This window comes from Paraburkholderia sp. HD33-4, from assembly GCF_021390635.1.
Classification (GTDB): domain Bacteria; phylum Pseudomonadota; class Gammaproteobacteria; order Burkholderiales; family Burkholderiaceae; genus Paraburkholderia.
In genome coordinates this window covers 1,225,089-1,238,396 of record NZ_JAJEJS010000002.1, presented here as the reverse complement: position 1 = coordinate 1,238,396, position 13,308 = coordinate 1,225,089, and the positions used below count along the sequence as shown (strand labels likewise).

Sequence of the window (13,308 nt, the reverse complement as noted above, 5' to 3'; positions counted from 1 at the left end):
GAATCGAGCCGGTTCGTTCAGTTGGCAAGCCCCATCTGACCGAGTCGCTTGTAGAGATACGACCTCGATATGCCGAGACTTGACGCAACACGCTTCTTGTTTCCGTCGTATTGCATCATCGCCGTGCGAATCAGTTGCTCTTCGACCTGCTCGACCGCGCTGCTTACGCTGACGGACTCACCCATCGCGGGCTGCGACTGCTTGCGCTCCGGATTGAGGTAGGTACGCGCGGACATCAGCATCGGCGGCTCGGCCCCGGCCGATTCTATCTGTCCGAAGTCAGCTGCGGTGATGACGTCGGACTCGCTGAAGATCGCCGCGCGTTCGACGGTGTGCATCAGTTGACGCACGTTGCCCGGCCATGATTGCGCCTTGAGGAACTCAATCGCCTGAGCCGACATTTTTTTCGGCTGTTGACCATGCCGTTCAGCGAAGTTTCTGAGCGCCAGATCCGCGAGCAGCGGAATATCGTCGAGACGTTCGCGCAGTGCGGGCAAGCGTATGACGACTGCGCCGATCCGGTAAAACAGATCCAACCGGAACGTGCCTTCGTCGATCATGGCTTCGAAGTTCCGGTTGCTCGCGCTGATCAGACGGAAATTCGAGTGGCGCGGCTCGTTGCCGCCGACACGTTGAAAAGAGCCATCCTGCAACACGCGCAGCAGCTTGACCTGTACTTCGGCTGGCATGTCGCCCACTTCATCGAAGAACAGGCTGCCTTGGTCTGCTTGCTCGATCTGGCCTTTTCTCCCCTTGCGCTCAGCGCCCGTGAACGACCCTGCCTCATAGCCGAACAGTTCGCTTTCGACGAGCGTCGCCGGGAGCGCCGCCGCATTGACCATCACGAGATTCGCATCGCGCCGCACACTGAGCTTGTGGATCGCGTGCGCGGCCAGTTCCTTGCCCGTGCCGCTTTCACCGGTCAGTAGCACGGGCACGTCGAGCGGGGCCACCTTGATGATCTGCTGTTTGAGCCGCTGCATCGCGAGGCTCTCGCCGACGATCTGGTCGAGCCCATAGCCTCGCGTTTTCAGATCTTTGAGTTCCCGCCGGTAATACGCGACTTCGGATTTGAGTTTGGCGAGTTCGTTCGAGAAAGCCTGCAATTGCTCAGGACCCTTGAACATCACTTGCCCGATCGCGCCGACGGTATCACCGCGCGCGTTCATGATCGGGTGCCGCGTCACCACGCGCGTGACACCGCGCATTTCCTGCAGCGAACCGATCTCCGACTTGCCGGACTCCGCGACCTGGTGCAAATGCGTGTTCTCGATCACGTCGGTTACATGACGGCCAATCCCGCTGCCGGCCTTCATGCCGAAGAACCGTTCGTGGACCGGGCTCATGTAGCGCAACATACCCGCCTTATCGACCACGGTCAGCGCTTCGAACGGATTCGTGAGGAAATGCGCAAGGATGTCGCTAGCGAAATCCACTGTGCTGACAAACTCGAAGAGCGCATCGCGCCCTTCCCGGACCATGGCCACCAGGACGGTGACATCGGCCTCCGGCAGCACCACGACAACGACCGGCGACGCGTCGGGACCCTCTACCGAAAAGAGCACCCGCTGACGCCGCCTCGCCTCGTGCCATCCGGACACGATGCGCGTCGCCATTTCTCGTTGTTCCGCGATGCCGCTAGCCACCAACTCCTTGCCGTCTGCAGCAAGGATCAACACACCGCGTAACGTCGATGCGAGCGGACGCGGTCGGACCATTTCAACTGTCTCCATGATTCAGTGTCTCCGTCGCGAGCATTGGTGTGTTCTGCTGATAAGTCTGTACTCGCCGTGGACACAAGCGTACCACCGTGGCTGCGTCCCATTACCGGTCGGCGGTTGATTTCACTTATATCTGCCTCTCATGAATCGCGAGTCGAAACCGCCGTTTGCATTGATTTCGAGTGCTTTGATGGAAGGCGATCACCCGGTGCCCACTCCGAATAACGAGGGTAATCCCGGCCATCCCCGGTCTCTCGCTCCATTGGCATAGGACTTGCGGAATTCGCCCCACTGCAACGCCGCGCAGACGTACTCGTCGACCGAGCCGAGAGCGTTTTGGCAGACGTGTTACGCGGACCATCACACAGGAGGAGCAAGTCCATGCAGTTCGAAGAGATCATTTATCAGGAAGACGGCCCGATCGGTACCATCACGCTCAATCGCCCCCATGACGGCAACATGTTCACCGCGCGCATGTGCCATGAGATTCGCGATTGCGTCAACGAGATCCGGAGAGAAACACGCACGCGCGTGATCGTCATCACGGGCGCAGGAGACAAGTTCTTCTGCACGGGCGGACGCAAGGACGGCATGGAAGATTCGCTGCTGTATGCGGGCGTGCTGCCAACGCTGGAAATGTACGAGAGCATCGACCGGTTGCAAAAGCCTGTGATTGCGTCGGTCAACGGGTTCGCCGTTGGCGGCGGCAATGTCCTGCAAGTGGTTTGCGACATCACCATCGCGAAGGAAAGCGCGATATTCAGGCAAGTGGGCCCGATGGTGGGCAGCTTCGACGCCGGCTACGGCACCTGGTACCTCGAAGACCTCATCGGGAAGAAGCGCGCCAAGGAGATGTGGTATCGCAACCCCAAACTCACTGCCCGCGGAGCGCAGGAATGGGGGCTCATCAATCACGTGGTACCAGACGCCGAGTTGCAGGATGCGACCCGCAAGCTCGCGCTCGAAATAGCGGATCGCGGCGCGTTCGCGCTTGCCTCCATCAAGGCTGCGTTCAACGCGAAGCACGGCGGCGTAAGCGGCCTTTCGCGCATGGCGCATGACCTCCTTCTGCGCGGCTATCTCGAGACTGACGAACACGCTGAAGTTGCCTCGGCATTCGCCGAGCGTCGCAGTCCGGACGCTACGCGCTTCGGTCACTGAATCTCGAGACTTGCGGAGCTCCGACCATGTCGCACCTTCTTACCCTGCATGATCCTGCGATCGATCGACGGCACTATCTCACAGGCATCTGGCAAACCGACACGCTTTATTCGCTGGCGAGGCGCCATGCGACAGAGCGCGGCAGCGCGTTTGCCGTGCGCGACGGTACCCGGCGCATGACGTGGAGCGCCATCGTCGCGTGGGCCGATGCCGTTGCAGCCGATCTTCACGACAGCGGCTTGCGCACCGGCGACCGTGTGTCGATCTGGCTGCCGAACCGGCTCGAAACGGTGGTGATACTGCTGGCCTGTTCTCGCAACGGTTACGTCTGCAATCCTTCATTGCATCAGAACTACACGGTCTCCGAGATCGTGGCCATGCTCGGACGCATTGATTGTCGAGCGCTGTTCGCCCAGCCGGGCTGGGGAGCGGACGCGGAAACCGCGAACATCTTCTCGCGCGTCTCCGACATGCCGCATGTGAAGCGGGTCTACGCTCTGCCGCCGCTGGACGCACAAGACCCGCGATTGCCCGAGGGCGTCCAGCGGATGCCCTATCCAGGACAGGTGTCGCGCATTCCGCTGCCGCCTGCCAGCACGAACCCGGATCAAGTCGTCTATCTGGCGTTCACGAGCGGGACCACTGGCACGCCCAAAGGCGTCATGCACAGCGACAATACGCTGCTGGCGAATGGCCGCGCGCTGGTCGCGGACTGGTCGCAGGACCACAACACGGTGCTGCTCACATTGAGCCCAATGAGCCATCACGTCGCAACCGTCGCCGTGGAGCAAACGTTAGTGGCAGGTTGCGAGCTCGTTATGTTCGATCCTTCGGCTGGCGTGACGGCACTTGACTGGATCGAGAGCACAGCTGCGACCTATGTAATGGGCGTTCCTACACACGCGATCGATCTGCTACGAGAGGTCGATCGACGCAGCGTTATGCGACTCGGCTCCGTGAAGGTCTTTTACATGGCAGGGAGTCTCATCCCCACCGAAACGGCCCGTAAGCTTCTGTCGCTCGGCGCAAAGCCGCAAAACGTCTACGGTATGACGGAGAACGGTTCACACCAATACACAAAGCCGGACGACACCGTGGAAACCATCACGAGCACTTGCGGCAAATCGTGCGGCGGCTATGAGATCCGTTTGTGGCAACCGGACAATCCGGACCTCGAAGCGGCCCCCGGTGAGGTCGGCGAAATCGGCGGGCGCGGTGGCGTGCTGATGCTCGGCTACTTCAACAATCAGACTGCGACCGAATCGTCGTTCAATAGTAGTGGATGGTTCATGAGCGGCGACCTCGGACGGTTCGACAGTGCCGGCAACCTCGAAATCGTCGGACGCAAGAAGGATCTCATCATTCGCGGTGGTCATAACATCCATCCGAGTCATATCGAGGAGTACGCGCATCGTCACCCGGGCATTAAAAAAGCCGCCGCGTTCGGGGTGGCGGACGAACGCCTCGGAGAGAAGGTCTGTCTCGCGATCATCTGCGACGGCATTGCGCCGACAGCAGACGATGTCCTGCAACACCTTGCGCGCGAAGGTTTGTCGAAATTCGACATGCCGGAATATTTGGTCGCACTGTCCGAGTTTCCAATGACGGCGAGCGGCAAGATTCTCAAACGCGAGCTGACGCTGCAGGTTCAGAAAGGCGAGCTCAAACCCGAACCCGTGCGGTTCCGTGCAGCATGAGTCGGATGGAAAGCCAGCGCTCAGGAGCCGGTCTAACCGAACAAATAGTCTGGAGTTGCGTGAATGAATCGTGATTGCATAGTCGTAACGGGAGCGAGTCGAGGTATCGGTGCGGCGATAGCTCTCGCGCTTGCTGCTCAAGGCCACCATGTCGTTTGTCTTTCCCGTTCCGGATCGCTGCCCTCGTGTGCGACTGACGATCCCGCGGTAACAGAGCGCTGGATCGCTCGCAAAGCGGACGTGACAGAACCCGAAGCGCTTTCGGCCGTGTTTAAAGAACTGAACGGCGAAGGGTGGCGTATCACCGGGCTCGTGAACAATGCCGGCGTGCACGTCGATGCGCCGTCGGCCGAGTTGCCACTTGACCAGTGGCGGCATGTGATGGACATGAACGCCACGGCAGTAGTCTCGGCTTGCCAGGCGGTCTACCCTCATCTGATCGCGAATGGCGGCGGGCTGATCGTCAATATTGGTTCGTTTTTCGACAAGCTGGGCGTGAAACGCAACCTTGCATACTGCGCGAGCAAGGCAGCCGTCGGTGCGATCACGCGTTGCCTCGCGGTCGAATGGGGCGGCAAGGGGATCCGGGTCATGAACGTGGCGCCCGGATACATTCAAACCGACTTGAACGCGGACTCCATCGCCGCTGGCCCGCTGAAGGCCTACCTGGAAAAGCGCATTCCCCGCGGCCGTCCTGGGACCGCCGATGAAGTTGCCGCTCTGGTCACGTCGCTGTTCGCTCCTACGAGCGGATTTCTTACCGGGGAAACAATCTACATCGACGGTGGACAAGGCATCGCGCACTAGGACGCGGACAGGGAGCGTCTTGTCCGCGCTCCCGCTTGACGGGCACCGAAGACCAGCTCTTGGAGTCTCATCGAACTGGCACGCCGCGAGGCGTGCCTTTTTCTTAAACGCGCGCCGTACGTTGCAATACGGTCTTCGTGATCGTATAAGAGTCGAGCGATTCGGCTCCACCCTCGCGACCCATGCCACTGTCTTTCACGCCGCCGAACGGGGTTTCGGCGCCAGGGCTCCCGAAGTGATTGATCGACAGTACGCCGCATTCGACCTCGCGACCGATACGCTCGGCGTCCTGCAGCGAATTGGTGAACGCATAGGCAGACAGGCCCACCGACAAGCTATTTGCCAACGCGATACCTTCGTCGAGATCGCGCATCGGCACGCACAGTGCAAGCGGGCCGAAGGGCTCCTCGCGCATGGCCTTGGCCCGCAACGGCACGTCGGCGATCACCGTCGGCGCATAGAAGTAGCCGCGCTCGCCAATGCGACGCCCACCCGCGGCCACACGCGCCCCGCACTCCCTCGCGTCACCCACGAGGTCCTCCAGCGCGGTAAGCCTGCGCCCGTTGGCGACCGGTCCCATTTGCACACCCGGTTCGAATCCGTCGCCAACGCGTAGTTCACTGGCCGCGCCGGCGAACGCCGTGACGAATTCGTCATAGATCTGATCGTGAATAATGAAACGTGTCGGCGATGCACAGATCTGACCCGCCATGCGCATCTTCGACGAGCAAGCGAGTCGCGCCACATTCGCAGCGTCGACGTCTGCTCCTATCAGCACCGGCGCATGGCCGCCTAATTCCATCAGTACCGGCTTCATGGCGGCGGCAGCAAGTTGCGTCAACTGTTTGCCGACCTGTACCGACCCGGTGAGCGTGATCATCCGGATCACCGGCGAGGCGATCAGCATGGACGAGATTTGCGCCGGATCGCCGAATACCAGATTCAGGACGCCCGCTGGCAAGCCGGCATCGACGAAACACTGGACGAACGCGCATGCCGTGGCCGGTGTTTCTTCCGCAGCCTTGAGGACGACCGAGCAGCCTGCCGCCAGAGAAGCGCTGATCTTGCGCGATGGCGAGCTGATCGGTACGTTCCACGGTGTGAATGCCGCGACCGGCCCAATCGGCTGCCGCATGACAAGCCGCTGCATCTGCGGCTCGGCCGGAACGATGCTGCCGTAGGTGCGCAGACACTGCGCGGCATCCCATTCCAGGAACGTGCTCGCGCGTTCAACCTCGCCTCGCGCATCCGCAATCGGTTTGCCCTGTTCGAGCGTAATGATGCGCGCGATCTGCTCGGCGCGATCGCGCAGCAGCGCGGTCGCTCTGAGTAACAGGGCGGCGCGCTTCTGTGGCGGCGTATCGCGCCATACCAGGAAGCCTCTGCCCGCAGCCTCGAGTGCGCGCGCGAGATCTTCACTCGTCGCACGCGGCACCGGACCGAGCGGACTTTCATCACTGGGATTGATGACCTGTTGACACGCGGGCCGATCGTAGATCCATTCACCGTCGATGAAACATCCGATGCGCGGATACGCACTCGCTGCCTTACTTTTTTCTTCCTCTGTGCCTGACATCGGCATGACCTTGCTCCTGTTGTTGCGTCGTTTTCATCCAGACGAGCCTCATGCACGCGGGAGCGGCCTCGCTGCCCGGTCTTCGAACACGCCGCCGAGTCTCTTCGTCCAGCCCGGCGACTGCCCGTTCAATCGTCTACCATCGTCGACATCGTGAGCTCCTCCCAGCGATCGAGTTCGGCGCTGACCGAGCGTAAGTCATCGCGAATGAGTTCGATGCTGTCGATTCCGAGCGGCAAGCGCAACGGCGGCTTCTCCGCGTCGACGAGCCGGCTCAGCGCGGGACCAAACTTGGCCGGGTCGCTCTGTTGCTTGCCGTGCCGTTCTTCGACATATTTTTCGATCATGCGGTTGGTGACCGCATAGTCCTCCTCGTCGCTCGACGCGCACACGAGAGAGGGGCCCGCGAAGTCGCTGCGGAAGCCGCCCGGCTCGATGAGGGTGACGTGAATGCCGAGATGCCTGATCTCCTTTGCCAACGCTTCCGAATACCCTTCCACCGCGAACTTGGATGCGCTATAGAAAGCGAAGCCGGCCGATCCGACAAACCCGGCCTTCGACGACAGATTGATGATGTGCCCCGAGCGCTGGCGGCGCATGATCGGCAAGACGGCGCGGGTCATTTCGACGAGACCGAAGAAATTGATCTCGAACATGTTGCGATACTTGTCCGCGGGAGTCGACTCGGCGACTGCGAGCAGTCCGTAGCCCGCGTTATTCACGAGGACGTCGATTCGGCCAAAAGCACGCTCGGCTTGCACGACGACTTCGTCGAAACGGCCATGGTCGCGCGCATCGAGGTGAAACGCTCGTAGCGTGTCGGGGTATTGCGCCGACAGGTTATGGCTGCCATCCGGCGCGAGCACCGTAACGATCACGCGATCGCCACGCTCGAGTGCGGCCTTCGCGGTCGCATGGCCCAGGCCCTTGTCCGCACCCGTGATCAACCAGGTACGAGGTGTTTGAACTGTCATTGAACACTCTCCATGTCGTTCGATACGTTTCGGGCAGAAGGCTGCCATCTGCCCTCTGTCACTCGTTCATACCGCTCAGCCATTTTGGGCCGACGAAGTCGATCCGCGACGGCGGTATAGCAGCGTCACCTCCATCTCCTGAACGATCGTCCCATCGTGCCGAACGAAGCGCCGCTGCATCTTCACCGAGCCGCGATCCGGCTTGCTGGACTCTTTGCGTTCCAGCACCTTCGTTTCCGCGTGCAACGTGTCGCCATGCTTGACGGGTGCGAGCATGCGCCAGCCGTCGATCTGCAATAGTGCGAGCAGCGTGCCGTCATTGATGCCGCTCGCGTAGGTCAGGCCGCCCATGATCCCGTAGACCAGCGGACCATGAGCAATGGGCTCGCCAAACGGCGTCGTCTTGCAGTACTCCCAGTTCGTGTGCACCTCATTGAAATCGCCGGTCAGACAGGCGAAGTTGACGATATCGGTCGAGGTGATCGTGCGTGCCGGAGTCTGCAAGACCATGCCGACCTCAAAGTCCTCCCAGAAAAGTCCCCTTCTGCTTGACGCCATTGCGCCGCTCCTTGCAATCGTTGAAGATGAAGCGGTAATGCAACCATCGTGCCGTCGCTCGCAAAGGTGGTGGAACGGGGCAAGGACCCGCTTCGGCCGTGGCGCGCAGCGCTCGAAGTGTCAGTCACGACAACACAGTGTCTTCGCCGATGACAGACAAACACCGATACCGTCGGGCGAAGCGGTTGATGGCGTGGCGGCGGTCGTAGCGAGTCGACTGGCCCGATCGTTGCTCGATATGGCCGTTGACGTAACAAGCCATGCATCCAGGGGAAAACTATGCCGTTGTCCGACGCCACAGCACGCCGTGAGATTCATCATCGAGTCATCGAAATGAAGGCCTACGAACGCGAGGACGGTCTGTTCGATGTCGAAGCACATCTGGTGGATCGCAAACCGTTCATTTTCAAGCGTGCCACGGTACCCGAACCCATCCCGCCGGGCGAACCGCTACACGATCTGTGGGTCCGCGTGACGATGGACCGCGACTGTGTCGTGCGGCATATCGAGGCGTCTTCGGATGTGACGCCGCATCCCATCTGCAAGGGCGCGGAGTCCAGCCTGGAATTGATGGTGGGAGAGCGCATTGCCAGCGGTTGGTCATCCAAAGTCAAGCAGCGCTTACGCGGCTCAGTGAGCTGCACGCACCTGATGGAGATGTTGATTCCGCTCGCCACGACAGCGCTGCAAGGATTGATGGGAATAAGGAAGGGACCGAATCGGTCGGTGGACGGGCAAGGCATCCCGGTGAAACTCAACAGTTGCTATGCGTACGACGTGCATCGGGACGTCGTGAAGATGTTGTGGCCCGAGCATCATCGAGCAGAAAACGAATTGCCCGATGAGTGACAGGTGGTCGATCGCGCGCCGCGGGCGCGCGATCGCATGCAAACGCTTGTCAATAACGTGAAGCCTCAACCACCACGCTCGAACCTTGCTTCGCTGCTGCCCAGCGCCGGGGAATCGCGCACCTCGTCCTTAGCCCGGAACACATCGGCGATCGGCACCGGAAGCGCCGTCATGACATCGCCGCCGGGCATGCGCACCTTTCGATCAAACAAGCCTCGTTGTACGAAGTGCGGATCCTTCACTGCTTCCTCCAGCCCGACAATGCGCACCGTGCAGGCGTCGACATCGGCAAAGCGTTCGACCCATACATCGGACGGTTCACTTCCGATCAGCGCCGCAACCCGATCCTTCACGGCAGGGTCAAGTCCGTCCGCTGTCGCCAGCTCCGGCGCACCGATAATCCGGGTGAAGTTCTGCCAGAATTTTTCTTCGAGCGGCGCGGCAGCCAGGTACCGGCCGTCCGCAGCGCGATAGATCTGATAGCGAGCCGTGCCGCCCGTCACGAGCTCACCGCCTGGTTTCGGCCAACCATATCCCGACTCGCCGTTGCCGAGCGCCCAGTACATGAACGTAAACAGGTTGTCGGCCATCGAAATATCGAGCCGGCAGCCTTGTCCCGTCTGCTCTCTTTGCCTGAGAGCGAACAGGATGTTCATCATCGCCGGATAGGTGCCACCCGCGATGTCGGCAATCAAGGCCGGCGGCAGAACCGGCGCGCCGTCGCTGCCGGCGCAAAGCGCGAGCATGCCGGATTCGGCGAGATAGTTCAGGTCATGCGCGGCCACGTCCGCCTTTGGTCCGGTCTGACCGTAACCGGTGATCGAACAATACACGAGGCGAGGATTGCGCGCGGCGAGGACATCGTAGCCGAGTCCCAGCCGATCCATTACGCCAGGCCGGAACTGTTCAACGAGGACGTCGGCTTGTTCGATCAACGCAAGCGCCGCATCGCGTCCGGCTTGCGTTTTGAGGTCGAGCGCGACGGAGCGCTTGCCGCGATTGAGCAAACCGAAGTTCACGCTGTCCGGCCCTCGCTTCGGCACGTAGCTGCGCATCTCGTCGCCCCCCTTCGGACGCTCGATCTTGACGACCTCGGCGCCCGCCTCGGCCATCAGCAGCGTGCACATCGGACCCGGCAGCAAGGTGCTGAGGTCGACAACCTTGACGCCCTGCAGCGGCAGCGTCATTGCGCCTTCTCCTTTGCCCGGCGATATGCCACCTGAGCGCGCCGCGCTGGCGCGTAAGCCGCGTCGCCGAGCGCTTCATACAAGGCCTGTGTCGCCTCGTAGTGATGCTGCAATCCCGTGCGCTCGAGCAGCGCGATGGGTCCTTCGGGATAGCCGAGCCCGAGGCGCAAGGTCATGTCGAGATCGGTTGAGCTCGCGAGCTTCTCGTCGAGCCGCCGTAGCGCCGCGTTGTAGTAAGGACGCACCAGGCGGTCGACAATCCGCCCAGGAAAGTCTCCACATACGGCAACGACGAAACCGGCCGCCTCGAACGCGGCTTTTGCCTGCTCAAGTGCTTCGCTATTCGCCTGCGCCGGCTTGACGAGTTCGATCAGGTTGCTGGGCACCGCTTCACCGAGCCTGAAGCGCGCGAAGCCAAAGACGTTGGGTGCGGCTCCCCCTTCAAGATCCGCGCGAGCAGAGTCAGCGGTGTAGTCGGCGAGGCACTCGTAGCCCAGTTCAATTGCGACGAACGGCGCGTCGGCAGCTTGCCATCCGCATTGCACGTCGCGCACGAACGCGCGTCCGGCATCGACTCCGACATAGATGCGCGCCTTCGCGTCGTCGGTCGCCGCATCGATGAAGGCATGGCCCTCAGGAAACGAACCGCTTTGTCCTGCACGAGTGATGCGATAGGTCATGGTCATGCTCCGAACATCTTCGTGTTGTCGTATGTGTGAAAACCCCGGCCCGACTTTTTCCCGAGGCGCCCAGCCGCGATCATGCGTTTGACCAGTGGCGGACATGCGGCGCGAGGCTCATGAGTCAGGCCATGCATGGCCTCGCACAACAGGCGCTGGGTGTCCATGCCGACCAGATCGAGGAGTTCCATCGGGCCCATCGGATAGCCCAGCGCGGTCTTGATTGCACGGTCGATGTCGGCCGGTTCGGCCACGCCCTGCTCCACGAGCCGGATGGCGTCGTTGTTGAATGGAATCAGAAAGTAGTTGAGGATGAACCCCGGCGTATCCTGAGTACGCACGGGCTTCTGGCCCAGGGCCTGAGCGAATGCCCATGCACGCTCGAAGGTGTCATCGCTGGTGTTGATGCCCGGCGACATTTCGATGAGCTTCATGAGTTGCGCCGGCAGGCAGAAATGCATACCGACAAAGCGGTCCGCACGGCCGCAGCCTCCTGCGATTTCCGTGATCGAAATCGTCGACGTGTTGGACGCGAAGATCGTGTGCGGGGGACACACCTTGTCGAGCGCGCTGAACAGTTGGTGTTTCACGCCGAGGTCCTCGAACACCGCTTCGATCACGACGTCGCATTCGGCGAGGTTCTCCAGCGTGGTCGTGCCGTGCCAGCGCGACATGATCTCGGGAACGGCATCGGCGGGAATCTTGCCGCGCTCGGCCGATTTCTTCAAAAAGCTCTCTGTCTGGGCACGCGCCCGGTCGAGCGCGTCCTGCCGCGTGTCGTACACCCAGGTGACGAACCCGGCGCGCGCGGCAACGATCGCCATGCCGCAGCCCATCGTGCCGCTGCCGGCGATGCCGACGGTCTTGATCTCTGCCATGTGGGTCTCCTATTTCTGAATGAAGCTTCGTCCAATGAGCTGACGGTGAACCTGATTGGTGCCTTCCCAGATTTGCGTGATCTTCGCGTCGCGCATCAACCGCTCGACACGATAATCCGCGCAATATCCGTAGCCACCTAGAAGTTGGACCGCGTCGGTGGTAATGCGCATGGCCGCGTCGGATGCGCGCATCTTGAGCATCGACGCCTCGATGCCGAACTCTGTTTCGCCCGCATCGATCTGTGCCGCTACCCGCCACAGCCACGACTCGCACATCGCCAGTTCCGCGGCGAGGTCTGCCAGCATGAACTGGATGCCTTGAAACTCGATGATCTTGCGGCCCGACTGCTTGCGCTCGTTGATGTAGGCCACGGCATCCTCGAACGCGCCGCGGGCGATACCCAGCGCATGCGCGGCGACACTCGGCCGCGAGCGGTTCAGCGACCCGAGCAGAATGCGCAGTCCGTCGCCAGGGTTGCCGATCAGATTCTCGCGAGGCACGCGGCAGTTTTCGAAAGCGAGCGTTGCGGTGCCCGATGCGCGGGTGCCCATCTTCTCTTCGGTGCGCAGCACGGCAAGTCCTGGGGTTCCCTTCTCCAGCATAAGGACCGAAATGGAACGCTTTGGATCATCGATTCCCGCCCACTTGCCAAACAGCAGGTATTGATCGGCGACATCGCCGTTGGTGATGAAGGTCTTGCCGCCGTTGATCACGATATGTTCGCCCTCCTCGCGGAAGGTCGTCTTCATGCCAGTGGCGTCCGATCCCGCTCCGGGTTCGGTGATGGCGAGCGACGCCAGCGCGCCCTCGGCGATGGCTGGCAGGAAGCGCTGCTTCTGCGCCGGGCTGCCATACTCGATCAACGGCTTGATCGCATGGTAGTTGGTCGCCCAGATGATGCCGGTCGACGCGCACGCCTTGGCGATTTCGCGCACACACAACGCGTAACAGGTGAACGACAGTTGCGCGCCGCCGTACTCCTCGGGCACGAACATCGCATTCAAACCGAGGGAATTGATCGCCTCGATGTTCTGCTGGGGAAACGCCCCCGTGCGATCGTATTCCGCGGCGCGAGGGGCGATCTGCTCGCGCACGAGCGTCTTCACGCTATCGGCCAGAAGTCGTTCGTCTTCGGTCAGCGGGATGCTTGAATCGATTCTTTCCAGTACATTCATCGTAGTTCCGCATGGTTGCGGCCATGATCCGGCCGTAGTACGTA

Annotated in this window: 12 protein-coding genes; 4 read left to right on the top strand and 8 right to left on the bottom strand. The window is 61.3% G+C overall.

Annotated features, from left to right (window positions below; genetic code table 11):
• Nucleotides 1-17: 17 nt before the first annotated feature.
• On the bottom strand, nucleotides 18-1,733 hold the full coding sequence (locus L0U84_RS25480) for a sigma-54 interaction domain-containing protein (protein WP_233853780.1): 1,716 nt from the start codon (nucleotides 1,731-1,733) through the stop codon (nucleotides 18-20).
• 369 nt (nucleotides 1,734-2,102) lie between these two features.
• Here L0U84_RS25480 and L0U84_RS25475 point away from each other — a divergent pair, with 369 nt between their 5' ends.
• From L0U84_RS25475 to L0U84_RS25465, 3 genes are all read left to right on the top strand, one after another.
• On the top strand, nucleotides 2,103-2,882 hold the full coding sequence (locus tag L0U84_RS25475) for an enoyl-CoA hydratase-related protein (RefSeq protein WP_233853778.1): 780 nt from the start codon (nucleotides 2,103-2,105) through the stop codon (nucleotides 2,880-2,882).
• Between the two features lie 26 nt (nucleotides 2,883-2,908).
• Entirely contained in the window at nucleotides 2,909-4,579 is a 1,671-nt protein-coding gene (locus L0U84_RS25470) for a class I adenylate-forming enzyme family protein (RefSeq protein WP_233853777.1), read from the top strand.
• Between the two features lie 63 nt (nucleotides 4,580-4,642).
• On the top strand, nucleotides 4,643-5,386 hold the full coding sequence (locus L0U84_RS25465; RefSeq protein WP_233853776.1) for an SDR family NAD(P)-dependent oxidoreductase: 744 nt from the start codon (nucleotides 4,643-4,645) through the stop codon (nucleotides 5,384-5,386).
• Between the two features lie 103 nt (nucleotides 5,387-5,489).
• On the opposite strand, the gene L0U84_RS25460 is transcribed toward L0U84_RS25465, so the two are convergent.
• The 3 genes from L0U84_RS25460 to L0U84_RS25450 form a co-directional block, all read right to left on the bottom strand.
• Nucleotides 5,490-6,968 carry an NAD-dependent succinate-semialdehyde dehydrogenase gene (locus tag L0U84_RS25460; protein WP_233853775.1) on the bottom strand — a complete coding sequence of 493 codons (1,479 nt, stop codon included), beginning with the start codon at nucleotides 6,966-6,968 and terminating at the stop codon, nucleotides 5,490-5,492.
• A 122-nt stretch (nucleotides 6,969-7,090) separates the two neighbouring features.
• Nucleotides 7,091-7,936, bottom strand: coding sequence for an oxidoreductase (locus L0U84_RS25455; protein ID WP_233853774.1), 846 nt, complete (start codon nucleotides 7,934-7,936; stop codon nucleotides 7,091-7,093).
• Nucleotides 7,937-8,011: 75 nt separating this feature from the next.
• The gene (locus L0U84_RS25450) at nucleotides 8,012-8,494 is read right to left on the bottom strand and encodes a MaoC/PaaZ C-terminal domain-containing protein (protein WP_233853773.1); all 483 of its coding nucleotides are present in this window, start codon (nucleotides 8,492-8,494) and stop codon (nucleotides 8,012-8,014) included.
• Between the two features lie 279 nt (nucleotides 8,495-8,773).
• Here L0U84_RS25450 and L0U84_RS25445 point away from each other — a divergent pair, with 279 nt between their 5' ends.
• Nucleotides 8,774-9,343: a DUF2889 domain-containing protein gene (locus L0U84_RS25445; RefSeq protein WP_233853772.1), complete on the top strand. Its 570-nt coding sequence runs from the start codon at nucleotides 8,774-8,776 to the stop codon at nucleotides 9,341-9,343.
• A gap of 65 nt (nucleotides 9,344-9,408) precedes the next feature.
• On the opposite strand, the gene L0U84_RS25440 is transcribed toward L0U84_RS25445, so the two are convergent.
• From L0U84_RS25440 to L0U84_RS25425, 4 genes are read right to left on the bottom strand one after another with little or no spacing between them, the layout of a single operon-like run.
• On the bottom strand, nucleotides 9,409-10,530 hold the full coding sequence (locus tag L0U84_RS25440; protein ID WP_233853771.1) for a CaiB/BaiF CoA transferase family protein: 1,122 nt from the start codon (nucleotides 10,528-10,530) through the stop codon (nucleotides 9,409-9,411).
• The gene (locus L0U84_RS25435; RefSeq protein WP_233853769.1) at nucleotides 10,527-11,210 is read right to left on the bottom strand and encodes a 3-hydroxyacyl-CoA dehydrogenase family protein; all 684 of its coding nucleotides are present in this window, start codon (nucleotides 11,208-11,210) and stop codon (nucleotides 10,527-10,529) included. Before L0U84_RS25435 ends, L0U84_RS25440 begins: the two co-directional genes overlap by 4 nt.
• Before the next feature lie 2 nt (nucleotides 11,211-11,212).
• Nucleotides 11,213-12,088 (bottom strand): 3-hydroxyacyl-CoA dehydrogenase family protein, encoded by an 876-nt coding sequence (locus tag L0U84_RS25430; RefSeq protein ID WP_233853767.1) that lies wholly within the window; start codon nucleotides 12,086-12,088, stop codon nucleotides 11,213-11,215.
• Nucleotides 12,089-12,097: 9 nt separating this feature from the next.
• Nucleotides 12,098-13,264 carry an acyl-CoA dehydrogenase family protein gene (locus L0U84_RS25425; RefSeq protein ID WP_233853766.1) on the bottom strand — a complete coding sequence of 389 codons (1,167 nt, stop codon included), beginning with the start codon at nucleotides 13,262-13,264 and terminating at the stop codon, nucleotides 12,098-12,100.
• Between the last annotated feature and the right edge of the window lie 44 nt (nucleotides 13,265-13,308).

What these genes read in the sequence shown, in the direction of transcription:
- L0U84_RS25470 (WP_233853777.1), top strand. Translation starts at nt 2,909, where the DNA reads ATGTCGCACCTTCTTACCCTGCATGATCCTGCGATCGATCGACGGCAC.
- L0U84_RS25475 (WP_233853778.1), top strand. Translation starts at nt 2,103, where the DNA reads ATGCAGTTCGAAGAGATCATTTATCAGGAAGACGGCCCGATCGGTACC.
- L0U84_RS25440 (WP_233853771.1), bottom strand. Translation starts at nt 10,530, where the DNA reads ATGACGCTGCCGCTGCAGGGCGTCAAGGTTGTCGACCTCAGCACCTTG.
- L0U84_RS25455 (WP_233853774.1), bottom strand. Translation starts at nt 7,936, where the DNA reads ATGACAGTTCAAACACCTCGTACCTGGTTGATCACGGGTGCGGACAAG.
- L0U84_RS25460 (WP_233853775.1), bottom strand. Translation starts at nt 6,968, where the DNA reads ATGCCGATGTCAGGCACAGAGGAAGAAAAAAGTAAGGCAGCGAGTGCG.
- L0U84_RS25480 (WP_233853780.1), bottom strand. Translation starts at nt 1,733, where the DNA reads ATGGAGACAGTTGAAATGGTCCGACCGCGTCCGCTCGCATCGACGTTA.
- L0U84_RS25445 (WP_233853772.1), top strand. Translation starts at nt 8,774, where the DNA reads ATGCCGTTGTCCGACGCCACAGCACGCCGTGAGATTCATCATCGAGTC.
- L0U84_RS25450 (WP_233853773.1), bottom strand. Translation starts at nt 8,494, where the DNA reads ATGGCGTCAAGCAGAAGGGGACTTTTCTGGGAGGACTTTGAGGTCGGC.
- L0U84_RS25430 (WP_233853767.1), bottom strand. Translation starts at nt 12,088, where the DNA reads ATGGCAGAGATCAAGACCGTCGGCATCGCCGGCAGCGGCACGATGGGC.
- L0U84_RS25435 (WP_233853769.1), bottom strand. Translation starts at nt 11,210, where the DNA reads ATGACCTATCGCATCACTCGTGCAGGACAAAGCGGTTCGTTTCCTGAG.
- L0U84_RS25465 (WP_233853776.1), top strand. Translation starts at nt 4,643, where the DNA reads ATGAATCGTGATTGCATAGTCGTAACGGGAGCGAGTCGAGGTATCGGT.
- L0U84_RS25425 (WP_233853766.1), bottom strand. Translation starts at nt 13,264, where the DNA reads ATGAATGTACTGGAAAGAATCGATTCAAGCATCCCGCTGACCGAAGAC.